Origin of the sequence: Streptomyces sp. NPDC014801 (assembly GCF_043082085.1) — a bacterium.
Classification (GTDB): domain Bacteria; phylum Actinomycetota; class Actinomycetes; order Streptomycetales; family Streptomycetaceae; genus Streptomyces.
Window position 1 is genome coordinate 203,051 of sequence record NZ_JBIBXG010000013.1, and the last position, 21,767, is coordinate 224,817.

Annotated in this window: 17 protein-coding genes; 11 read left to right on the forward strand and 6 right to left on the reverse strand. The window is 74.2% G+C overall.

Going from position 1 to position 21,767, the window contains the following annotated elements; translation table 11 throughout:
- Positions 1–44: 44 nt before the first annotated feature.
- A complete protein-coding gene (locus ACF1AL_RS30430; RefSeq protein WP_391828231.1) occupies positions 45–3,497 on the reverse strand; it encodes an ATP-binding protein in 3,453 nt (1,150 codons plus the stop codon).
- Positions 3,498–3,611: 114 nt separating this feature from the next.
- The gene (gene rpmB / locus ACF1AL_RS30435) at positions 3,612–3,797 is read right to left on the reverse strand and encodes a 50S ribosomal protein L28 (protein ID WP_003993230.1); all 186 of its coding nucleotides are present in this window, start codon (positions 3,795–3,797) and stop codon (positions 3,612–3,614) included.
- Between the two features lie 267 nt (positions 3,798–4,064).
- Here rpmB and ACF1AL_RS30440 point away from each other — a divergent pair, with 267 nt between their 5' ends.
- Positions 4,065–5,756, forward strand: a complete 1,692-nt coding sequence (locus ACF1AL_RS30440) for a DAK2 domain-containing protein (RefSeq protein ID WP_391828233.1) — start codon at positions 4,065–4,067, stop codon at positions 5,754–5,756.
- 564 nt (positions 5,757–6,320) lie between these two features.
- On the opposite strand, the gene ACF1AL_RS30445 is transcribed toward ACF1AL_RS30440, so the two are convergent.
- Positions 6,321–9,326, reverse strand: coding sequence for a tetratricopeptide repeat protein (locus tag ACF1AL_RS30445; RefSeq protein ID WP_391828235.1), 3,006 nt, complete (start codon positions 9,324–9,326; stop codon positions 6,321–6,323).
- Positions 9,323–11,170, reverse strand: a complete 1,848-nt coding sequence (locus tag ACF1AL_RS30450) for an HSP90 family protein (RefSeq protein WP_391828316.1) — start codon at positions 11,168–11,170, stop codon at positions 9,323–9,325. Before ACF1AL_RS30450 ends, ACF1AL_RS30445 begins: the two co-directional genes overlap by 4 nt.
- A gap of 200 nt (positions 11,171–11,370) precedes the next feature.
- Between ACF1AL_RS30450 and recG the strand changes: the two genes are divergently transcribed.
- The 8 genes from recG to mutM all read left to right on the forward strand — a co-directional run bounded on the left by recG (position 11,371) and on the right by mutM (position 18,607).
- On the forward strand, positions 11,371–13,572 hold the full coding sequence (gene recG, locus ACF1AL_RS30455) for an ATP-dependent DNA helicase RecG (protein WP_391828237.1): 2,202 nt from the start codon (positions 11,371–11,373) through the stop codon (positions 13,570–13,572).
- A 49-nt stretch (positions 13,573–13,621) separates the two neighbouring features.
- Positions 13,622–14,209, forward strand: coding sequence for a 16S rRNA (guanine(966)-N(2))-methyltransferase RsmD (rsmD, locus tag ACF1AL_RS30460; protein ID WP_366837215.1), 588 nt, complete (start codon positions 13,622–13,624; stop codon positions 14,207–14,209).
- 26 nt (positions 14,210–14,235) lie between these two features.
- Positions 14,236–14,715, forward strand: coding sequence for a pantetheine-phosphate adenylyltransferase (gene coaD / locus ACF1AL_RS30465; RefSeq protein ID WP_366837334.1), 480 nt, complete (start codon positions 14,236–14,238; stop codon positions 14,713–14,715).
- Between the two features lie 58 nt (positions 14,716–14,773).
- Positions 14,774–15,847, forward strand: coding sequence for an ATP synthase F0 subunit B (locus tag ACF1AL_RS30470; protein ID WP_391698285.1), 1,074 nt, complete (start codon positions 14,774–14,776; stop codon positions 15,845–15,847).
- A 152-nt stretch (positions 15,848–15,999) separates the two neighbouring features.
- Positions 16,000–16,647: a YceD family protein gene (locus ACF1AL_RS30475; RefSeq protein ID WP_366837217.1), complete on the forward strand. Its 648-nt coding sequence runs from the start codon at positions 16,000–16,002 to the stop codon at positions 16,645–16,647.
- Positions 16,648–16,649: 2 nt separating this feature from the next.
- Complete coding sequence (gene rpmF / locus ACF1AL_RS30480; RefSeq protein ID WP_003951102.1) at positions 16,650–16,823, forward strand: 50S ribosomal protein L32; 174 nt, start codon at positions 16,650–16,652, stop codon at positions 16,821–16,823.
- Between the two features lie 19 nt (positions 16,824–16,842).
- Positions 16,843–17,640, forward strand: coding sequence for a ribonuclease III (rnc, locus tag ACF1AL_RS30485; protein ID WP_391819822.1), 798 nt, complete (start codon positions 16,843–16,845; stop codon positions 17,638–17,640).
- A gap of 106 nt (positions 17,641–17,746) precedes the next feature.
- Positions 17,747–18,607 (forward strand): bifunctional DNA-formamidopyrimidine glycosylase/DNA-(apurinic or apyrimidinic site) lyase, encoded by an 861-nt coding sequence (gene mutM / locus ACF1AL_RS30490; protein WP_391828239.1) that lies wholly within the window; start codon positions 17,747–17,749, stop codon positions 18,605–18,607.
- 129 nt (positions 18,608–18,736) lie between these two features.
- On the opposite strand, the gene ACF1AL_RS30495 is transcribed toward mutM, so the two are convergent.
- Positions 18,737–19,138 carry a helix-turn-helix domain-containing protein gene (locus tag ACF1AL_RS30495; protein WP_366837220.1) on the reverse strand — a complete coding sequence of 134 codons (402 nt, stop codon included), beginning with the start codon at positions 19,136–19,138 and terminating at the stop codon, positions 18,737–18,739.
- A 106-nt stretch (positions 19,139–19,244) separates the two neighbouring features.
- On the opposite strand from ACF1AL_RS30495, the gene ACF1AL_RS30500 reads away from it, so the two are divergent.
- Entirely contained in the window at positions 19,245–19,829 is a 585-nt protein-coding gene (locus ACF1AL_RS30500; protein WP_366837221.1) for a flavodoxin family protein, read from the forward strand.
- Positions 19,830–20,005: 176 nt separating this feature from the next.
- On the opposite strand, the gene ACF1AL_RS30505 is transcribed toward ACF1AL_RS30500, so the two are convergent.
- The gene (locus tag ACF1AL_RS30505) at positions 20,006–21,253 is read right to left on the reverse strand and encodes a CAP domain-containing protein (protein ID WP_391828241.1); all 1,248 of its coding nucleotides are present in this window, start codon (positions 21,251–21,253) and stop codon (positions 20,006–20,008) included.
- A 185-nt stretch (positions 21,254–21,438) separates the two neighbouring features.
- Here ACF1AL_RS30505 and ACF1AL_RS30510 point away from each other — a divergent pair, with 185 nt between their 5' ends.
- On the forward strand, positions 21,439–21,720 hold the full coding sequence (locus ACF1AL_RS30510; RefSeq protein WP_366837223.1) for an acylphosphatase: 282 nt from the start codon (positions 21,439–21,441) through the stop codon (positions 21,718–21,720).
- The last annotated feature ends 47 nt before the right edge of the window (positions 21,721–21,767 follow it).

The window sequence follows — 21,767 nt, forward strand, 5'->3', positions numbered from 1 at the left end:
TGACCGCCGCTGACCGTCGTGGACCGCCTGCGGTTGCCTGCCGCTCACGGTTCGCCGAGCGCCGTCGACCGCAGGGTCCTGCCCCGGGTGAAGGCCTCGTCGTACGCCTCGGGTGACAGGCCGGCACGCGTGCGTGCGGTCGTGCGGACGACGTCGGGGTCGCCGTCCAGCGGCATGCCGCGCAGGCCCACGGCCGCGCCCAGGAGTTCGGCCGCCTGCTCCGGCCGTGCGGCGAGGCCGGCCAGGGCGTCGGCGACATCGGCCTGCAGCAGCCTGTCGTGCGACTCCAGGACCTGGGCGCGGGCCTGGGCGAGCCAGTCACGGGCGGCGTCGGCGTCACCCCCGGCGGCGGCCGTACGGCCCAGGCCGATCAGGATGCGGACCGTCTCGCCGACGCTGAACCAGGTCGCCGCGCACGTGTGCAGGGCGCTCTCGTAGTGGGCGCGGGCGCCTGCCGGGTCGCCGCGGTGGCGGGCCACGTCGCCCAGGCCGCGCAGCGCGCCCGCCACCTTGTCGGCGGCGCCGGCGGTGCGGGCCAGGTCGCGGCAGCGGGCGAAGTGCGCGGCGGCCTCCTCGTGCGCGCCCTGGGCGAGCAGCACGTAGCCGCGCCGGTGCAGCAGGTCCGCGGTCTCCTCGGGCGCCTCCAGTTCCCGCACATGGGCCAGGCCCTCGTCGAGGAGGGCGAGGGCCCGCGGATACGCGCCGCGGGCGTAGGCGAAACCGCCGAGCGGGTCGAGGCAGTTGGCCATGCCCCAGCGGTCCCCGGTCGCCGAGAAGCCCTTCCACGCGCGCGTGAAGGCCTCCTCGGCCTGTGCCGAGCGCCCCGAGAACCACTCCTGGTAGGCGAGACCGAGCTCCAGCAGCGCCAGGCCCCACGGCTCGTCACCGACCTGCACGCGTACGTGCGCGTCGGTGCTGAGCCGGGGGCCGCCGGTGAGGGACCACAGGATCACCGTGAACGGCAGCCGCAGCGGCCGGTCGAGGCCGGCCATCACGACGGCCGCGCGCGCGACGAGACCGGCGTCGGCCGGGTCGTCGCCCTGCCCGGAGACCGCGTTCATCAGGCACAGGGCGTACTCCTCGGTCAGCCCCCGGGGCGGCTCGTCACCGACCGCCGCGAGCAGTGCCCTCGCCTGCGGCACGCGCTCGCCGTGCAGGCCGCGCAGCCGCCGGAACCAGGTCGAGACCGCCATCAGACGCAGGCCGTCGCGCGGGGCGGTGCGGGTCAGATGGCGCAGGGCGGCGTCCAGGTTGGCCTGCTCGGCGGCCAGCCGGTCCAGCCAGGGCAGCTGCCCGCCACCGCGCAGGTACGGCTCGGCCCGCTCCGCGAGCCGCAGGAAGTACGCGGCGTGCGCCTCTTGCAGGTCGCGTACGGCGGGGGACAGCGGGGCGTCGGGGAGCGATGGGGCGGCGGCGGGCGACAGGGTGCCGGCGGACCGGCCGGCTGCGGGCCGCCGTTCCACGGCCGGTGCCGCGGCTTCCGGCTGCGGAGACGGGGCGGCCGGCTGCGGGTACGAGGCGGCCGACGCCTCCTGGGCGGTCGGTCTCTCCCCGGCCTCCCGCTCCTGCCCAAGCGGCTGCGCCCGGCCGGTCCCCTTCTCCTGCCCGGGCGGCTGAGCCAGGCCGGTCGCCTTCTCCTGCCCGGGCGGCTGAGTCAGGCCGGTCGCCCGCTCCTTTCCGGTCCCCCGCTCCTGCCCGGGCGACCGCTCCTTGCCCGTCCGCTCCTCCCGTCCGGGCGGGGCGCCGCGGGTCAGTTCCCCGGCGGCGTACGCGCGGATCGTCTCCAGCATCCGGTAGCGGCCGCCGGACACCTCCAGGAACGACTTCTCCACCAGGGACGCCAGGACGTCCTCCGGGTGCGGCACCCCGCACACCGCCGCGACCGCGTCCAGGGTGGCGCCCCCGCGGAACACGGTCAGCCGGCTCGCCAGCTCGCGTTCCTCCTCGTCCAGCAACTCCCAACTCCACTCCACGACCGCGCGCAGCGTGCGGTGCCGGGGCGCCTTGGCGCGGTCCCCGCGGGCCAGCAGCCGGAACCGGTCGTGCAGCCGGTCGGCCAGTTCCCCCGGTGAGAGGGTGCGCAGCCGGGCCGCGGCCAGCTCGATCGCCAGCGGCAGGCCGTCCAGCGCCCGGCAGATCTCCGCCACGCGCGCGTCCCCGCCGTCGAGCTCGGGCCGTACGGCCCGCGCCCGGTCCAGCAGCAGCCGTACGGCGGGCTCCTCGGGCAGGGGCGGCACCGGGACCAGCACCTCGCCGGTGATGCCGAGCGACTCGCGGCTGGTGGCCAGGACGCGGACGCCGGGGCAGGCGGCCAGCAGTAGCGCCGTGGTCCGCGCGGCGGGTTCGACGAGGTGCTCGCAGTTGTCGAGCACCAGCAGCACCTCGCGGTCCTCCAGCGCGGCCAGCAGCCGGTCGGTGGCGTCCGTGGCGGGGGCGCGCAAGCCCTCGCGCACGCCGAGCGCGGCCAGCACGGCGTACGGGATGCGCTCGCCGTCGGTGAGGGCCGCGAGTTCCACCAGGCACACGTCGGCGCCGGCCCGCTGGCCAGCACGTGGCACGGACCCGGCCCCGGCCCCGGTCGGGGTGGCCGGCCCGGGCTCCTGGGCCTGCGCGGCGGCCTCCAGTGCGAGCCGGGTCTTGCCGACGCCGCCCGGGCCGGTGAGCGTCACGAGCCGGGACGCGGCCAGCGACGCGGCGATCCCGGCCAGCTCGGTCTCCCGGCCGACAAACCGGGTGAGCTGCGCGGGCAGCCGCCTCCGCGCCGGGGCGTCGGGCCGCGCCCGCAGCAGGTCCGCGTGCAGGGCGGCCAGCTCGGGGGAGGGGTCGGCGCCCAGCTCCTCGGCGAGCGTCCGGCGGGCCTCCTCGAACACGGTGAGCGCCTCGGCGGGCCGTCCGCCCGCGTGCAGGGCCCGCATCAGCTGCCCGTACAGCCGCTCGCTCAGCGGATGCTCCGCGAGCAGCGCCCGCAGCTCCGGCACCAGCTCCGCGCCGCCCCCGAGCGCCAGATCGGCCTCGATCCGGTCCTGTACGGCGGTCAGCCGCAGCTCCTGGAGCCGGGAGCGCTCGGCGTGCGCGCCGGGCAGGTCGGGCAGCGCGGGGCCGCGCCACAGGGCGAGGGCGTCCCGCAGCAGGGCGGCCGCCCGGGTGTGATCACCGGCGCCGAGGGCCGCGCGCCCCTCGGCGGCCAGGCGGGAGAAGCGGTGGGCGTCGACGGTGTCGGGGCCGGCGGTGAGCCGGTAGCCGGCTGGCGCGGCCTCGATCCCGGCGTGCGGGGCCAGGCGCCGGCGGAGCCGGGAGATCTGGGACTGGAGCGCGTTGGCGGCCTCGGCGGGCGGCTCGGCGCCGTACAGGCCGTCCAGGAGCAGGTCGGCGGGCACCGCGCGGCCGGCGTCGAGCAGCAGCAGCGTGAGAAGGGCGCGGGGGCGCGGACCGCCCGGGTCGAGGGGCGAGCCGTCGCCGGTGCGGATCTCCAGTGGGCCCAGGATGCCGAAGCGCATTCCCCGGATTCTGGCAGGTGGCAGCGGGCCGTGGGCATGGCAAAAAGCCGGCCCACCCGGAGGTGGACCGGCTCAGTGCAGCGAACCGACAGTGGCCGCGCGCTTAGCGTTGCGTCAGCGCGAGACCTTGCCGGCCTTGATGCACGAGGTGCAGGCGTTCACGCGCTTCGGCGTCCCGCCGACCACGGTACGCACACGCTGGATGTTCGGGTTCCAGCGGCGGGACGTACGGCGGTGCGAGTGCGAGATGTTGTTGCCGAAGCCCGGCCCCTTGCCGCAGACGTCGCAGTTGGCAGCCACGGGTCACTCCAAAGACTTCAGATGCACTTACGGTTGATCCCGGCATGCCGGGATCCAGATCCTATGATCTGTGAACGATCTGAGATCTGAGTGGCGTTGCCAGGGGAACAGCCCGATCGGATCGGGCAACCGGAGCAGCATACAACGGCTGCGTCGGTACAACGAAATTACCATGGCGTCCCGGCCCCTCGCCCACGGCCCTCTTCCGGTGGGCACCACCCCGGGGTCTACGCTGCGTCCCACGTCCAGCAGCTCAGGGAGGCGCAGGTGGCGCAGGTGCCGCAGACATTCTTCGATGCTCTCGCGGTACGCACCTGGTGCGGTCTCGCGCTGGACGCCCTCGGGCGCGCGCGCGAGGAGATCGACGCGATCAACGTGTACCCGGTGGCCGACGGGGACACCGGCACCAACCTGTATCTGACCCTGGAGTCCGCGGCCGGCGCCGTCGAGGCGGTCTTCGCCGGGTACGAGACCGGCGGCGGGCGGCCGTCCCTCGGCGACGCGGTGCACGCGATGGCGCACGGCGCGCTCATCGGGGCACGCGGGAACTCCGGGACCATCCTCGCCCAGCTGCTGCGCGGCATGGCGCAGGTGCTCGGTGCCGAAGGTGACCATGCTCACACCGACGGGCCGGGGCTGCGGCGCGCGCTGCGGTGCGCGGCCGACTCCGCCCGGCAGGCCGTCGCCCACCCCGTCGAGGGCACGGTGCTGACGGTCGCCGCGGCCGCCGCCGACGCCGCGGAGGGCGCGGACGGACCGCAGGGCGACGCGTCGGCCGACTGCGGGACCGTCGCCCGGGCCGCCTACGAGGGGGCGCGCGCCGCCCTCGCCGCGACCCCCGGCCAGCTGGCCGCCCTGGAACGCGCCGGGGTGGTGGACGCCGGCGGGCGCGGCCTGGTCGCCGTGCTCGGGGCGCTCGTGGCGACCTTCACGGGGGAGACCCCGGCGGCGCCGGACCACGTCCACGCGCGCGTGGACGTGATGGAAGCCCTCGGCGCTCTCGGCGCGTGCCCGGACGCGGCCGCCGAGGACGGCGGGCCGGCCTTCGAGGTCATCTATCTCCTGGAGGCCGACGACGACGCCGTCGCCCGGCTGCGCCGCCGCCTGGACACCCTCGGCGACTCCCTGGTCGTGGTCGGCGGCGACGGGCTGTGGAACGTCCATGTGCACGTCGACGACGCCGGCGCCGCCGTGGAGGCCGGCGTCGAGGCCGGGCGGCCGTACCGGATCCGGATCACCCACTTCGGCGCCGGTGACGCGCACACCGCGCGCGGGGAGCGCCCGCCCCGGGAGCGCGCCCAGCGCGCCGTCGTGGCCGTCGTCCCCGGCGAGGGCCTGGCCGGGCTGTACACGGAGGCCGGCGCCACCACGGTGCTCGCCCGCCCCGGGGAGCCGCCCGCCAGCGGGGAGCTGGTGGAGGCCGTACGCCGTGCCCACGCGCGCGAGGTCGTCCTGCTGCCCAACGACCCCGAGCTGCGCCACACCGCCGCGGCGGCCGCCGAACAGGCCCGCACGGAGGGCATCCGGGTGGCGCTCATCCCCACCCGGTCCGCGGTCCAGGGGATCGCCGCGCTCGCCGTGCACGAACCGGACCGCCGCTTCGACGAGGACGTGGTCTCCATGACCTCGGCGGCGGGCGCCACCCGCTACGCCGAGGTCACCGTCGCCGAGCGGGAGTCCTGGACCACCGCGGGCATCTGCCAGGCCGGCGACGTGCTCGGCCTCATCGACGGCGACGTGGCCGTGATCGGCGCGGACGTCGCCACGACCGCCGAGACCGTCCTCGACCGCATGCTCGCCGCCGGCGGCGAACTCGTCACCCTCGTCCTCGGCGACGACGCCCCCGAGGGGGTCACCGACCGCCTGGAGTCCCGGGTCCGGGAGACCTACCTGGCGGTCGACACGGTGATCTACCGAGGCGGCCGCCAGGGCACCCTGCTGCTCATCGGCGTGGAGTAGAAGCCGGACGGCCCCACCTCTGAGGAGCGCGCGCGTCCGCGGCCGCAACCGGCTCCCCACCGGCCCGCCGACTCTGCGCCGCCGCTTCTCATCCGTCGACCGAACTCGGGGGGGCGGGCCCGCCGCCGGGCTCCCGCCCCCTGTTCCGGTTCGCTGTCCGCGGGCCGCCGTGTCCCGGCCGCCGGGCCGTGCCCTGCCACCCGCCGCCGGTGTCCGGGTGGCCGGCTCTGCTGTGCGCGGGCTGTGAGCGCCTGGTGGTCTGGCCGCCGGCGGGGCGTCGGCGTACGGGCGGCGGACCGGCCCGCCGCTCCCGCCGGGCGCCCCTCTCCGGCGGCTGGGCGGCCGCCTGCGAGCCACTCGCGTGCCCCGCCTGCCGGCCTCAGCCCGTCGCCCTGCGAGCCACTGGCGTGCCCCTGGCCTCAGCCCGTCGCCCTGCGAGCCACTCGCGTGCCCCGCCTGCCGGCCTCTCAGCCCGCCGCCTCCCGCCGTACCCCGACGCCCCCGCCGTACCCCGACGCCCCCGCCGTACCCCGACGCCCCCGCCGTACCCCGACGCCTCCGCCGTTACCCCGTCGCCTCCCGTACGTCCCGGGCCAGCTGTTCCGCCTCCGCGCGGCGGGTGGTGGCCGGCTCGTCGGATTCCGGGGCGTGCTCGTAGGCCGACAGGACCGCACGCGCGCGTGCCCGGGCGGCGTCGGAGCGGCCCAGTTCGGCCTCCAGCCGGCCCGCGGCGAGTTCCGCGCCGGTGCGGGCGTGGACGGCGTCCGCGCCGAGCGTCGAGAAGACGGCGATCGCCTTCTCCAGCTCCACGAGTGCCTCCTCGAACCGGTCCGCGCCGGACCGCGCCAGCAGGTCGCCGAACTGGCGGTGGGTGTGGCCCAGTTCCGCGGTGAGCCGCTCCCGCGCCTCGTCGTCACCGGGCGCCGGGTCCCCGCCCGGCGCCGAGGCCGCACCGTGCGCCGAGTCCACGCCGGGCGCCGCCGGCTCTTCGTCCGCCGCCCCCGCCGTACCGCAAGCCCCGCCCGCCGCCGTCAGCGCCGTACCGCATTCCTCCACCGCTGCCGTCATCAGCTCGCGGGCCCGGGGCAGGTCATCGTCCGTGCGCAGGGCCAGCCAGGCGCGGGCGCGCAGGGAGCGGACCAGGCCGTGGACGTCGCCGACCGTGCGCCACAGCTCACCGGCGCGCGCGTAGGCCTGCGCGGCCTCCTGGGGCAGGTCGGCGAACTCCAGGCTCGTCGCCGCGAGGTGTGCCAGCGTGGCGTGGTCCTGCTGCTCCGGCCAGTGCCGGGCGATGTCGGCCGCCTGCAGCCGCCGTTCCGCCGCCGCGCGATGCTCGCCGAGCTCGCCCAGGCAGTCGCCGAGCCACCACAGGGTCTGGACGACCGCGCCGTCGCCGTGCGTCTCGGCGCTCAGGTCGGGCAGCGCGGACTCCAGGACTTCCGCGGCCTCGGCCCACCGGCCCTGCCGGACCAGCAGCCCGCCGAGCTGCTGCCGCGCCCAGGCGCCCAGCGCTGGCCCGTCACCGGCCTCGTCGGCCCAGTGCGCGGCCTCCGCGGCGTGCTCGGACGCCTCCGCGACGGCGCCGCGGCCGCCGACCAGCTCGGCGAGCTGCAGATGCAGCTGGGCCCGCCCGGCCGGCGCCAGCTGCGCCCCGCCGTGCTCCAGGGCGGCCCGCAGCGCCCGCTCGGCCTCGGCCGGGTCACCGAGGTGGTGGGCGAGCTGCGCCAGCCGCGCCTCGTACTCGACGGCGAACCAGGGCACCCCGGCGTCGGTGAACTCCCGCGCGGCCCGGGCGAACAGCTCGGCGGCCGCGCGCGGGTCCCCGCCGCGCCCGGCGAGTTCGCCGAGCATCGCCCAGGCCTCCGCCTGCCGCACCGCGAGCCGCACGTCCTCCCCGGTGCGGCCCTCCACGAGGGCCAGCACCTCCCGGACGGCCTCCTCGGCCCGCTCGGCGGCCTCGCCGTCCACCGGGCCGTCGGCCTCGTGCACGGGCCGCATCCAGATCCTCGCCCTGCTCATCAGCACCGACGCGGTCTGCCGCAGCCCGGTGCCGTCCTCGGCGTACAGGGCGAGGATCCGCTCGTACGGCTCGGCGACGGCCGCGCACGCGGCGTCCACGTCACCGGCGAGCGCCCGCACGTACGCCCCACGCGCGCGTGCCGCGAGCGCCTCGCCCTCGTCGCCCGCCTCCGCGTACAGCTCGGCGGCCCGCTCGAACAGCTCCGCGCCCTCCTCGCCCCGGGCCATGGCCTCGTGGTCGAGCAGCTCCGCCCGGTCGTACGGTGCCAGCTCCACACCCTGCGCGGCCCGGGCGACCGCCGCCCACGCCTGGAGGGCGTCCGGCTGGAGCGTCTCGGACATCCGCCGGGCCTCGGCGAGCAGCGCCGGCAGGTCGCGTTCCCCGGACGGCTCCGGCTCCGGCGAGGGCGCGGCCACCGGGACGGCCGGAGCGGTCCGCACCGAGCGCACGCCCAGCGGCAGCCGCTCCAGCACGGGCCGCTGGTCCATCCGTTCGCGGGTCCGGTCGCTGATGAACGACGTGCCGTTGCGCCGGTCGAAGGCGTCGGCCAGCGCCAGCGCCTCGGCACGCGCGTGTGCCGCGAGCGTGGCCGCCGTCCAGGACCGGCCCGCCGGGCCCGGCACCGTCCGCCCGCCCAGGCCCAGCTCCACCAGCCGGTCCATGAGCAGCGCGACCACGGCCATGAAGCTCAGCCTGCTGCGCGGCTGCCCGTCGTCGGTGAAGTACGCCGGCCGCTCGGCGAGCAGCTCCAGCGCGCGGGCCTCGTTGCCGGTGAGGGCGCAGAACTCCACGTGGTCCGCGTAGGCGCCGCGCATGCTCTCCATGGCCCGCACCAGCCGCAGCCCCCGCAGATGGTGGGCGCGCGCCTCGTCCACCCGGCCCAGCCGCAGCAGCGGCAGCAGCGAGGAGGCGAGCGCGGCGTGCGGCTCGTGCGCGCACGTGAACTCGCCGTCCAGGACCGGACGCCACAGCTCGACGGCCTCCGCGTCCCGGCCCTGCCGCGCCTGCCACGAGCCCTGCTGGTGCAGTTCGCACGCGTGGCAGTCGGCCATGTCGTCCCGGTCGGCGGCCAGCCACGCGGCGTACGCCCGCCCGGCCCGCGCCACGTCCCCCACATGGGCGGCGACGGAGAACTCCGCGCTGCGCACCGCCCGTTCGGAGTACCCGGCGAGCCGGTAGCGGTGCTCCATCTCGCCGAGCCACTTCTCTATGGACGCGAGCGGGATGTGCGGCTGGTCCAGCATGCCCGCGGACATCCACTTGAACACCCAGTGCAACGAGTGCGCCTCGTAGGCGTCGAAGTCCTCGGGCCGTTCGTCCCACATGCGCAGCAACCGCGCGAACGGGACGAACATCTTCGCTTTCTCGGAGCTGTAGTTGTAGACCTTCAGCTGGTGCCCGAGCGCCTCGATCACGGCGAGCGGGATGCCCAGCTTCTCCGCCTCGGCGAGCAGCTGCTCCGCGCGGGCGTTGCGGGCGGGTCCCTCGGGCTGCTCGGAGTTCTCCGCCATCGCACGGCGCAGGGAGTCGAAGTCGGTGATCTCGCTCATCGGCCCTCGTCCTCCCCGTGCGTCGCCCACTCCAGCAGGGTGATGAAGGCGCGGTTGAGCAGTGCCGAGTCGGCGGGCCGCAGCGGCCGCTGGGCCATCAGCAGCGCCTGCCCGTACAGCGATTCCGTGGCGGTGCCGATCAGCTCGGGATCGCTCAGCGCGCTGATCCGGCGCACCAGCGGATTGAGGTGGTTGAGCACCAGGCGCGCGCGGGGAGCGCTGCCGCGCAGCGAGCCCAGGATGCCCGCCCACAGCTCGTCCGCCTGTTCCTCGGCCTCGGCGCGGGCCTGCTCGTGCCGGGTGGTCCGGTCGTCCAGGTGCAGCGCCGGCACCGACAGCGGGTGGAAGGCGCGCAGCACCACGTCGCAGCCCAGCGGGTCCAGCTTGGCCCGCGCCGCCGCGAGGAAGCCCGACAGGGCCAGTTCCACGGACGCGTCCACGGAGTCCAGGTGCGCGGTCACGGTGTCCGCGTCCAGTTCGGCGACCACCGTGCCCGGCCGCACCGACGGCAGTGCCACGACCAGTTCGCTGTCGTAGGTGTAGCCGCCGTTGATCACCCCCACGCCCTGCGCGGATGCGATCGGCGCGACCTGCCGGTACTCCTCGACCGTGCGCGTGAAGTGCACCACCGGGTGCCGCTGCGCGAACTCCTCCAGCGACAGCCGGCCGTCCGTCGTCTCGAACGGCAGCCACGGCAGCATCGTGCGCAGCATCTCCCGGTCGTGCCGCGCGAGGGACTTCACGCCCAGGTGGTGCACCGACAGGAAGGCCGCGAGCCGCTCCGGGTCACCGGCGGCCAGCGAGGTCAGCCAGGACCGGATCCGCTCGCCCAGCGCCTCGCGCACGGCGGCCAGCGTCTCGTCCTCGTACAGCGCCTCGCGCGAGGCGGTGGGCCGCAGGCTGTCGGTGTCCAGCACGCAACGCACGAAGAACGCCCAGTCGGGCAGCAGCTGTTCGGCGCGCTCGGTGAGCAGCATGCCCTTCAGATGCACCCGGTGCCCGGCGCGCTGCGCGGGGCTCACCGCCGACGGCAGCACGTACGCCACGCCGCGGATGCCGGCCAGCGGCACGCTCAGGTCGATCGTGTCCAGCGGGGTGAAGCCGAACAGCTCGTGGCAGTGCCGGGCCAGCGCCACCCGGCGCGTGGCGGGGGAGGGGTAGGCGCGGTCCCAGGGCGCGGGCAGGTCGGTGACCTGCTCCTCGCCCACCCGCACGTCGTAGGGCAGCAGCGAGCCGAAGTCCCGTGCCAGCGTCAGGACCCGCTCGGGCGCGAGCCACTCGGCGGCCCCGGGGCGGGCGGTGAGGTACACCGTCGTCCCCGGATCGGGCCGCTCCGCCTGCGGCAGCGTCCGCACGGTGTACGAACCGTCGTCGCGCGCCGTCCACTCCACCGGCGGCGCGTCGGGGGTGCGGGCGCTGCGGCTGACGACCCGGATCCGCTCGGCGACGACGAAGCAGGCCAGCAGTCCGATGCCGAACTGCCCGAGGAACTGCGAGCGCGCCTCCCGCAGCCCGTCCGCCCGCTTGGAACTGCGGCCGATGGTCGCCAGCAGGGCGTGCACGTCCGCCTCGGTGAGCCCGATCCCGGAGTCCTCCACGCGCAGGGTGCCGTCCGCGGCGGACAGCAGCACCCGGGCGGGCGCGTCCGGTTCCCCGGCGCGGCGCGCGGTGATGGCGTCGACCGCGTTCTGCAGCAGCTCGCGCAGGTAGACCTTCGGGCTGGAGTACAGGTGGTGGGAGAGCAGGTCGACCAGTCCGCGCAGGTCGACCTGGAACGTATGCGGTGTCTGAGGTGTGTGAGGTGACTGGGATGCCTGGGATGACTGCGAGGTCTGGGAGTCCATCGTCACTGCGCCGCTGGTGGGGGAGGTCCGAGGGCGCGGGGTCGGGCGGTCCCGGTGGGGCGGGAATCCGCGGGATGGCCGGAGCGCGTCATCCTACGGCTCGAACGAACGTCCTGACCAGGGATTTCCCCAGACATGCCCGAGGCTTGAACGGCCCCGCCGTCCACAGGTCTACGGCATTGTCAGTGCCGTGGTGTGCAATGGATCTCGTGCCCGCACTGCAAGAACCCCTGAAGAAGGTGCTCGGCCCCGCCACCGCGAAGGTGATGGCCGAGCACCTCGGCCTGCACACCGTCGGCGACCTCCTCCACCACTACCCGCGCAGATACGAGGAGCGCGGCCAGCTCACCCACCTCGCCGACCTGCCCATGGACGAGCACATCACGGTGGTCGCCCAGGTCGCCGACGCCCGTCTGCACACCTTCGCCTCCTCCCGGGCCCCGCGCGGCAAGGGCCAGCGGCTGGAGGTGACCATCACCGACGGCAGCGGCCGGCTCCAGCTGGTGTTCTTCAACGCCGGCGTGCACAAGCCGCACAAGGAACTGCTGCCGGGCACCCGCGCGATGTTCGCCGGCAAGGTCTCCGTCTTCAACCGCCGCCTCCAGCTCAACCACCCCGCCTACGAGTTGCTGCGCGGCGACAGCGAGGAGACCGTCGAGGCCTGGGCGGGCGCGCTCATCCCCATCTACCCGGCCACCGCCAAACTGGAGTCCTGGAAGATCGGCAAGGCCGTCCAGACGGTCCTGCCCAGCGCCCAGGAGGCCGTCGACCCGCTCCCGGACAGCCTGCGCGAGGGCCGCGGCCTGGTCTCCCTCCCGGAGGCCCTGCTCAAGATCCACCGCCCGCAGACCAAGGCCGACATCGCCGACGCCCGCTCCCGCCTCAAGTGGGACGAGGCCTTCGTCCTCCAGGTCGCCCTCGCCCGCCGCCGCCACGCCGACGCCCAACTCCCGGCCGTGGCCCGCCGCCCGAGGCCCGACGGCATCCTCGCCGCCTTCGACGACCGGCTGCCCTTCACCCTCACCGAGGGCCAGCAGAAGGTCTCCAAGGAGATCTTCGCCGACCTGGCGACGGAACACCCCATGCACCGCCTCCTCCAGGGCGAGGTCGGCTCCGGCAAGACCCTGGTCGCCCTGCGCGCCATGCTCGCCGTCGTCGACGCCGGCGGGCAGGCCGCGATGCTCGCCCCCACCGAGGTGCTCGCCCAGCAGCACCACCGGTCGGTCACCGAGATGATGGGCGAGCTGGCCGAGGGAGGCATGCTGGGCGGCGCCGAGGACGCCACCAAGGTCGTCCTGCTCACCGGCTCCATGGGCGCCGCCGCCCGCCGCAAGGCGCTGCTCGACCTGGCCACCGGTGAGGCCGGCATCGTCATCGGCACCCATGCGCTCATCGAGGACAAGGTCCAGTTCCACGACCTCGGACTGGTCGTCGTCGACGAACAGCACCGCTTCGGCGTGGAGCAGCGCGACGCCCTGCGCGGCAAGGGCAAACAACCGCCCCACCTGCTCGTCATGACCGCCACCCCCATTCCGCGCACGGTCGCCATGACCGTCTTCGGCGACCTGGAGACCTCCGTCCTGGACCAGCTCCCGGCCGGCCGCTCGCCGATCGCCAGCCATGTCGTCCCCGCCGCCGACAAGCCGCACTTCCTGGCCCGCGCCTGGGAGCGGGTGCGCGAGGAGGTCGCGAACGGCCATCAGGCGTACGTCGTCTGCCCCCGGATCGGGGACGAGGAGCTGGACCCCAAGAAGGCCGGGAAGTCCGCCGAGGACGACGCCGAGAAGCGCCCGCCGCTCGCCGTCCTCGACGTCGCCGAGCAACTCGCCCGCGGCCCGCTCGAGGGCCTGAAGGTCGAGGTGCTGCACGGCCGGATGCACCCCGACGACAAGGACGCGGTCATGCGCCGCTTCGCCGCCGGGGAGACGGACGTCCTGGTCGCCACGACCGTCATCGAGGTCGGCGTCAACGTCCCCAACGCCACCGCGATGGTCATCATGGACGCCGACCGCTTCGGCGTCTCCCAGCTGCACCAGCTGCGCGGCCGGGTCGGCCGTGGCTCGGCCCCCGGACTGTGCCTGCTGGTCACCGAGATGCCCGAGGCGAGCGCCGCCCGCCAGCGGCTGAACGCGGTCGCCTCCACGCTCGACGGCTTCGAGCTGTCCCGGATCGACCTCGAACAGCGGCGCGAGGGCGACGTCCTCGGCCAGGCCCAGTCCGGCGCCCGGTCCTCGCTGCGCGTCCTCGCGGTCATCGAGGACGAGGAGATCATCGCCGAGGCCAGGGAGGAGGCGGCCAAGGTGGTCGCGGCCGACCCGGAGCTGGACCGGCTCCCGGGCCTGCGCACGGCTCTGGACGCCTTGCTGGACGAGGAGAGGGAGCAGTACCTGGAAAAGGGCTGACAGACTGGGAGCAGTCACCTTCTGCGTACACCAGCGACAAGGACCCGAGATGACCCGCGTGATCGCCGGCGCAGCCGGTGGCCGTCGCCTGGCCGTCCCCCCAGGCACCGGAACCCGCCCCACCTCCGACCGCGCACGCGAGGGTCTCTTCTCCACCTGGCAGTCCCTGCTCGGTGGCCCCCTGGACGGCGAGCGGGTCCTCGACCTGTACGCGGGGTCCGGCGCCGTGGGCCTGGAGGCCCTCTCCCGCGGGGCCGGCCACACCCTGCTGGTCGAGGCCGACGCGCGGGCGGCCCGCGTCGTGCGCGACAACGTGAAAAACCTAGGCCTGCCCGGCGCCGAGGTCAGACACGGCAAAGCGGAACAGATCATCCGCACCGCACCCCCGCAGGACCCCTACGACCTGGTCTTTCTCGACCCGCCCTACGCCGTCGCGGACGACGATCTTCGCGAGATTCTGCTCACACTCCGCTCGGAAGGCTGGCTCGCTGAGCAAGCGCTCGTCACCGTGGAGCGCAGCACCAGAGGCGGGGAGTTCCGGTGGCCCGACGGCTTCGAGGCCCTCCGGGCCCGTCGCTACGGCGAGGGAACGTTTTGGTACGGTCGCGCCGCCTCTACGTGCGAAGACGCACGATGACCGGACCGGAGAGCGAGGGATCACAAGTGCGCCGCGCCGTATGTCCCGGGTCGTTCGACCCGATCACCAACGGACATCTCGACATCATCGCCCGAGCCTCCCGTCTGTACGACGAGGTCTACGTCGCCGTGATGATCAACAAGGCCAAGAAGGGCCTGTTCGAGATCGAGGAGCGGATCGACCTGATCCACCAGGTCACCGCCGAGTACTCCAACGTCCGCGTCGAGGCCTTCCACGGCCTCCTCGTCGACTTCTGCAAGCAGCGTGACATCCCCGCCATCGTCAAGGGCCTGCGCGCCGTCAGCGACTTCGACTACGAGCTGCAGATGGCCCAGATGAACAACGGCCTCACCGGCGTCGAGACCCTCTTCGTGCCCACCAACCCCACCTACAGCTTCCTGTCGTCCTCCTTGGTCAAGGAGGTCGCGCAGTGGGGCGGCGACGTCTCCCACCTCGTCCCGCCCGCCGTCCTGGAGGCGCTCAACACGCGGCTGCGCCACAGCTGAACGGGCTACAGTCGTCCCGTCCGTCTCCATCACATCCGTAGAGAGTGGCGAGCACACGGTGGACGTGCAGAAAAAGCTCGACGAGATCGTCACCGCCGTCTCCGGCGCCCGGTCGATGCCCATGTCGGCCTCGTGCGTGATCAACCGCGCCGAACTGCTGTCGATGCTGGAGGACCTGCGCGCGGCCCTGCCCGACTCCCTCGCCCAGGCCCAGGAGCTGATCGGCGACCGGGAGCAGATGGTCGAGCAGGCCCGCCAGGAGGCCGAGCGGATCATCCAGAGCGCGCACGCCGAGCGCGGCTCGCTGATCTCCGACACCGAGGTCGCCCGCCGCTCCCAGGCCGAGGCCGACCGGATCCTCGCCGAGGCCCGCAAGGAGGCCGAGGAGATCCGCGCCGAGGCGGACGACTACGTCGACTCCAAGCTCGCCAACTTCGAGGTGGTCCTCACCAAGACCCTCGGCTCGGTCGGCCGCGGCCGCGAGAAGCTGCTCGGCACCGGACCCGGCCTCGACGAGGACGGCTACGAGGACGCGGACGCCCCCGAGCGCAGCCACGACCCGGAGACCCTGCGCCGCGACGCCGACGCCTACGTGGACGCCAAGCTCGGCGCCTTCGAGGCGGTCCTCGCCAAGACCCTGGAGGCGGTCGGCCGGGGCCGGCAGAAGCTGCACGGCCGGATCGCCACCGACGACCTCGGCGCGCTCGCCGGCGACACCACCACCGTCCAGCACTCCAGCGACGCCGACTACCTCGCCGACCTCGCCGCGCTCGCCGAACAGGACACCGCGGCCCAGGCCGCGCACCAGCCCCAGCAGCCGCCGGAGCCCCAGTACGCCGCGTACGCGCAGCAGCAGGGCGACCCCTACGCCGGCTATCCGCAGCAGTACGCCCAGCAGGACCAGCACTACGCCCAGCAGGACGCCTACGGCTACCAGCAGGCCGACCCGTACGCCTACCAGGGCTACGACACCGGCGCCCACCCCGCCTACGACCCGCAGCAGGCCGCCCCGCAGGCGCCGCAGCAGGCGGCGTCCCCGCAGTCGTACGCCCTCGACGAGACCAGTCTCTTCGACACGAGCATGATCAGCGCGGAGCAGCTGCGCGCCTACGAGCAGGGCCGCGGCCTGTAGGGCCTGGCTGACAGGCCCTGTCGTCCGGCCCGGATTGGGCCGAGAGCGAAAGGTCCAGTATCCTGGCTCTTCGGTCGCGAGTACGTCCGCGATCAGCGCTGCCCGGAGCTTCCGCGGCGGCGTCCCCCTGAGCTGGAAGACCGAAAGCAGGAATGGCTCACAACGCCCGCCTCGACCACCGCAACCCTCTCGTGTTCGACACGCACGAGCTGGGCCGGCGGCCAGGCGCGCTGCAGCGCCTGACCCGTACGGTCCCCACCCCCAAGGACTTCGGTCTGGTCGGGGTCGTCGGAGTGCCGGAAGGCGCCCCGATGGAGCTCGAACTCCGCCTGGAGTCGGTCATGGAAGGGGTGCTTGTCACAGGCACCGCCCGTGCCACGGCGAAGGGGGAGTGCGTAAGGTGTCTGGAGCCGCTTCAGCTCGACGTCGAAGCGGACTTCCAGGAGATGTTCTCGTACCCTGACGCCGACGACCGGGGCCGCGTCCAGCACGCGGAACCGGGCGACGACGCCGAGGACGACGAGGACAGGCTCTTCCTCGAGGACGGACTCTTCGACCTCGAACCTCTGCTGCGTGATGCGGTGGTGCTCGCACTGCCGATGCAGCCGGTGTGCCAGGAAGACTGCCCCGGCCTGTGCCCCGAGTGCGGGGTACGGCTCGCGGACGACCCGGACCACCACCACGACGCCGTCGACATCCGTTGGGCGGCTTTGCAGGGACTCGCCGGCTCACTTCGGGACGGCGACAAGGACGACACGAGCGGCGCCGAAGCGGGCGTCGACGAGAAGCAGGAGAAGTAGCCGTGGCTGTTCCGAAGCGGAAGATGTCGCGCAGCAACACGCGCCACCGCCGGTCGCAGTGGAAGGCTGCGGTCCCCACCCTGGTCGCGTGCGAGCGCTGCCACGAGCCCAAGCAGCAGCACATCGCGTGCCCGTCGTGCGGCACCTACAACAAGCGCCAGGTCCTCGAGGTCTGAGCGGCTGGTGAGAGGCACTGTGTCCACGCCCAAGAAGCAGTCGGCGGACAACCAGGCCTCGTCCCACACGCTTCTGGAAGGGCGGCTCGGCTACCGGCTCGAGTCCGCCCTTCTGGTGCGAGCACTGACGCACCGCTCCTACGCGTACGAGAACGGCGGACTGCCGACGAACGAGCGACTGGAGTTCCTCGGGGACTCCGTGCTCGGTCTCGTCGTCACCGACACGCTGTACCGCACCCACCCCGACCTGCCCGAAGGCCAGCTGGCCAAGCTGCGGGCCGCGGTGGTCAACTCGCGTGCGCTGGCGGAGGTGGGGCGCTCGCTCGACCTGGGTTCCTTCATCCGGCTCGGCCGCGGTGAAGAGGGCACGGGCGGCCGGGACAAGGCATCCATCCTCGCCGACACCCTGGAAGCGGTGATCGGCGCGGTCTATCTCGACCAGGGCCTCGACGCGGCCTCCGAACTGGTGCACCGCCTGTTCGACCCGCTGATCGAGAAGTCCTCCAACCTCGGAGCCGGCCTGGACTGGAAGACCTCCCTCCAGGAGCTCACCGCGACCGAGGGGCTCGGCGTCCCCGAGTACCTGGTCACGGAGACCGGCCCCGACCACGAGAAGACCTTCACTGCTGCCGCCCGCGTCGGAGGCGTCTCGTACGGCACCGGCACCGGCCGCAGCAAGAAGGAGGCGGAGCAGCAGGCCGCCGAGTCCGCGTGGCGCGCCATCCGCGCCGCCGCGGACGAGCGCGCCAAGGCGGCCGAGGCGGCACAGTCCGCCGAGACCGCCGAGAACGCCGACGAGGCGTCGGCCTCCGCCTGATCCGGCAGCCACCGGATCCGACGAGCGATCGAGCGTCCGTCCCGCTACCGGGGCGGGCGCTCGCTTGCGTACCGTGAACGCCGAACCCTGTGACGGGGGGAGCCCCATGCCCGAGTTGCCCGAGGTCGAGGTCGTACGGCGCGGTCTCGCGCGGTGGGTCGCCCATCGCACCGTCGCCGACGCCGAGGTGCTGCACCCGCGCGCCGTGCGCCGCCACACGGCCGGTGCCGACGACTTCGCGCACCGTCTCAAGGGGCACCGCATCGGCGTGCCCAGCCGGCGCGGCAAGTACCTGTGGCTGCCGCTGGAGGACACCGGGCAGGCGGTCCTCGCGCACCTCGGCATGAGCGGCCAGCTGCTGGTGCAGCAGCACTCCGCGCCCGACGAGAAGCACCTGCGGATCCGGGTGCGCTTCGCCGACGTCCAGGGCACCGAGCTGCGCTTCGTCGACCAGCGCACCTTCGGCGGGCTGTCGCTGCACGAGACCACCGAGGACGGGCTGCCGGACGTCATCGGGCACATCGCCCGCGACCCGCTGGACCCGCTCTTCGACGACGAGGCGTTCCACCGGGCGCTGCGCCGCAAGCGGACCACGATCAAGCGGGCGCTGCTCGACCAGTCGCTGATCAGCGGCGTCGGCAACATCTACGCCGACGAGGCGCTGTGGCGCTCCCGCGTCCACTACGAGCGCCCGACGGCCGGCTTCACCCGGCCCCGCACCGCCGAACTCCTCGGCCACATCCGGGACGTCATGAACGCGGCCCTCGAGGTCGGCGGCACCAGCTTCGACAGCCTGTACGTCAACGTCAACGGCGAGTCGGGCTACTTCGACCGGTCGCTGGACGCGTACGGTCGTGAGGGCCTGCCGTGCAAGCGCTGCGGCACGCCGATGCGCCGCCGCCCCTGGATGAACCGCTCCAGCTACTTCTGCCCGAAGTGCCAGCGCGCGCCGCGCGTCACGGCGTAGCGGCCCTCATGCCCTAGTGGCCCTCACGGTGTAGTGGCCCTCATGCCGTAGTGGCCCTCACGCCGTAGCGGTCTTCGCGCCGCAGCGCGCACCGCGCCCTCGGGCCGGTCCCGCCGCTGGGCGCGCTCGTCACGCCGTGGCGCGGCTCTCGTCGTAGCGCTCGCGGGCGGCGAGGACGTCGTCCATGCTGCCCTCGACGAAGTGGATGAGGCTCAGCAGTCGCTCGGCGACCTCGCGGCCGAGCGGGGTGAGCTCGTAGTCCACCCGGGGCGGGTTCGTCGGCTGTGCCTCGCGATGCACCAGACCGTCGCGTTCCAGCGCGTGCAGCGTCTGGGACAGCATCTTCTCGCTCACCCCGTCCACGCGGCGGCGCAGCTCGTTGAAGCGCAGCGAGCCCTCGTGCAGCGCGCCGAGCGTGAGTGCGCCCCAGCGCCCGGTGACGTGCTCCAGCGTGCCGCGTGAGGGGCAGGCCTTGGCGAACACGTTGTAGGGCAGGTCCTGGTCGGGAGTGCGCCGCTCAGTCGTGGTCATGACTCCAGCGTACTCCAGGGCAGCGCTGCGCATCAGTTTGCGCTTACGAAAAGTTAGTGCTTTCCTGTGGTCACTGTTTTCGAGCTGCCCTTTTCAAGGAGTACGCATGACCACGCCTGTCGTCGCCCTCGCCTACCACTCCGGCTTCGGCCACACCGCCGTCCTCGCGGAGGCCGTGCGCGCGGGCGCCGCCGACGCCGGCGCCGAGGTGCACCTGATCAAGGTCGACGAGATCACCGACGCGCAGTGGGAGCTGCTGGACCGCGCCGACGCGATCGTCTTCGGCTCCCCGACCTACATGGGCACCGCGTCCGGCGCCTTCCACGCCTTCGCCGAAGCCACCTCCAAGCGCTGGGCGACCCAGGCGTGGACGGACAAGCTGGCGGCGGGCTTCACCAACTCCGCTTCCAAGAGCGGCGACAAGCTGCACACCCTGCAGTTCTTCCAGACCCTCGCCGCACAGCTCGGCATGCACTGGGTCAACCTCGGCCTGCTGCCCGGCTGGAACAGCAGCACGGCCTCCGAGAACGACCTCAACCGCCTCGGCTTCTTCTCCGGCGCCGCCGCCCAGACCAACGCCGACGAGGGCCCGGAGGCCGTCCACAAGGCCGACATCGCGACGGCGGAACACCTCGGCCGCCGCGTCGCCGAAACCGCGGCCACCTTCCTCCGCGGCCGAGCGGCGGCCTGACCTCGAACTCGGCTACGCCGGTTGCCTGCCGGGTGCGCCCCCGGCAGGCCGGCGGGGTCACCGTGGGCGACTCCGCTGATGCCGACACAAGCACCCCCCGTGTTTGAACGCGTTCAACTGTAGCGGCGCGCTCGCCTCACGGGGGGTGTTGTCGTCGAACTCGTGCGGGGGTCGGGTCAGTAGCCGAAGTCCTGGGTCCACCAGGGGCCGCCGGGGCCGAAGTGGACGCCCACGCCGAGGGTCTTGAAGTCCGGGTTGAGGATGTTGGCGCGGTGGCCGGGGCTGTTCATCCAGGCCTCGACCACGGCCGCCGGATCGGCCTGGCCGCGCGCTATGTTCTCGCCGCCGAGACCCGTGACGCCCGCCTTCGCGGCCCGGTCCCAGGGGCTGAGCCCGTCGGGGTCGGTGTGGTCGAAGAAGCCCCGCGCGGCCATGTCGTCGCTGAACTTCTCGGCCAGCTCGGTCAGCGCGCTGTTCGCGGCCAGCGGGGACACGCCCGCCTTCGCCCGCTCCGCGTTGACCAGCGCCAGCACCTGCGCCTCGGCCTGCGCCTGCGCGGACACGGTCACCGGCGCCTCGGTGGGCGCCGCCTTCCGGGTGGGGGCCGCCTTGCGGGCCGGCGCGGTCGTGCGGTGCGTGCTCGGCGTCGCCGACGGCTCCTTCGACGCCGTCTTCGACGGCGTGGGGGAGGGCGACGCCGTGGACGGCGAGGCGGACGGCGACGGGGACGCGGACGCCGAGGCCGGCGCGGAGGCCGAGGCCGACGCCGAACGGCCGGTGTGTCCACCGGTCACCGGGCCCCGGCCGCGCGACTCCGCGCTGCCGGACGTACCGCCCTGCTCGCTGGCGGAGTTCGTCGGTGTGTCCGCGGCCTGCACCCCGCCCTCGGGACCGGAACTGCCGCCCAGCCGGTAGTTGTGCAGCCCCGGCACCACGCCGGAGGCGACGGCGACCGTACCGATGGCGACCGCGCCCGCGACCCCCAGCAGTCCGGTGCGCACCGGCGTCACGGCCCGCCTGCGGCGCCGGCGACCGTTGTCGCGCGGCGAGCCGGCGTCCGGGGTGAAGCCGCCCCCGGCCCGGCCGCCCGTGGATCCGCCGCCCGGGGTTCCGCGTCCCGGCGTGAAGCCGCCGCCCGCGGATCCGGCGCCTGCGGTGCGGGCGCTCGGCGTGAAGCCCGCCCCGGCGCCGCCGGCGGCCGGCGCGCGGCCGTCGTCCGTGGCGTAGAGGTAGGCCTGGCTCTTCGCCACGGCCTCCGCGTACGCCTCGGGGTTCAGGTACGGCGCGATGCCCAGCGAGGCGGTGTCGTATCCGGTCGAGTCACCCGGGGTGCGCTGCCGCGCGCGGGAGCCCTCCGGCTGCGCGGTCCCCGTGACGCGGCCCCTGGCGGCGCGGCCGGCGGCGGTGCGTCGGTGGCGTCCCATGTCCTGGCCTTCCTCGTCCTCGCGGCCGGCCCGCCGTGCGGATCACGGGGTCCCCTCGCCCCGGGCGGCCGACCGGACTCACTCGATCGAGTGAGTTTCATATGAGATGCATTGGGTCGGGACGGTACCCCATGGCGCAAGGGGAGGAAGTGTCCCGAGAGACATTGGCCGGTTAGGTTGCACCCATGAGCGAGGATGTACGACTGGTCGCCTGGGTGCGTGGACACGTGCAGGGCGTGGGTTTTCGCTGGTTCACGCGGGCCAAGGCGCTCGAGATCGGCGGCCTGAGTGGTTTTGCTCTCAATTTGGCCGACGGCCGCGTCCAGGTGGTCGCGGAAGGCTCCCGTCCGGGCTGCGAGGGCCTCCTCGACTGGCTCCGCGGCGGCGACACGCCCGGGCGCGTGGACGGCGTCACCGAGATCTGGGACACACCCCGCGGCGGCTACGACGGCTTCGCCATCCGCTGACCCCCGGCTCCCGGCCCGCCCCGGGGCGCGCCGGTGGGTGCCCTACG

Bases quoted from the DNA above. Each gene is read 5' to 3' on its own strand.
- ACF1AL_RS30430 (WP_391828231.1), bottom strand. From the start codon at position 3,497: ATGCGCTTCGGCATCCTGGGCCCACTGGAGATCCGCACCGGCGACGGC.
- ACF1AL_RS30505 (WP_391828241.1), bottom strand. From the start codon at position 21,253: ATGGGACGCCACCGACGCACCGCCGCCGGCCGCGCCGCCAGGGGCCGC.
- ACF1AL_RS30450 (WP_391828316.1), bottom strand. From the start codon at position 11,170: ATGGACTCCCAGACCTCGCAGTCATCCCAGGCATCCCAGTCACCTCAC.
- mutM (WP_391828239.1), top strand. From the start codon at position 17,747: ATGCCCGAGTTGCCCGAGGTCGAGGTCGTACGGCGCGGTCTCGCGCGG.
- recG (WP_391828237.1), top strand. From the start codon at position 11,371: ATGGATCTCGTGCCCGCACTGCAAGAACCCCTGAAGAAGGTGCTCGGC.
- ACF1AL_RS30510 (WP_366837223.1), top strand. From the start codon at position 21,439: ATGAGCGAGGATGTACGACTGGTCGCCTGGGTGCGTGGACACGTGCAG.
- ACF1AL_RS30475 (WP_366837217.1), top strand. From the start codon at position 16,000: ATGGCTCACAACGCCCGCCTCGACCACCGCAACCCTCTCGTGTTCGAC.
- ACF1AL_RS30495 (WP_366837220.1), bottom strand. From the start codon at position 19,138: ATGACCACGACTGAGCGGCGCACTCCCGACCAGGACCTGCCCTACAAC.
- ACF1AL_RS30445 (WP_391828235.1), bottom strand. From the start codon at position 9,326: ATGAGCGAGATCACCGACTTCGACTCCCTGCGCCGTGCGATGGCGGAG.
- ACF1AL_RS30500 (WP_366837221.1), top strand. From the start codon at position 19,245: ATGACCACGCCTGTCGTCGCCCTCGCCTACCACTCCGGCTTCGGCCAC.
- rsmD (WP_366837215.1), top strand. From the start codon at position 13,622: ATGACCCGCGTGATCGCCGGCGCAGCCGGTGGCCGTCGCCTGGCCGTC.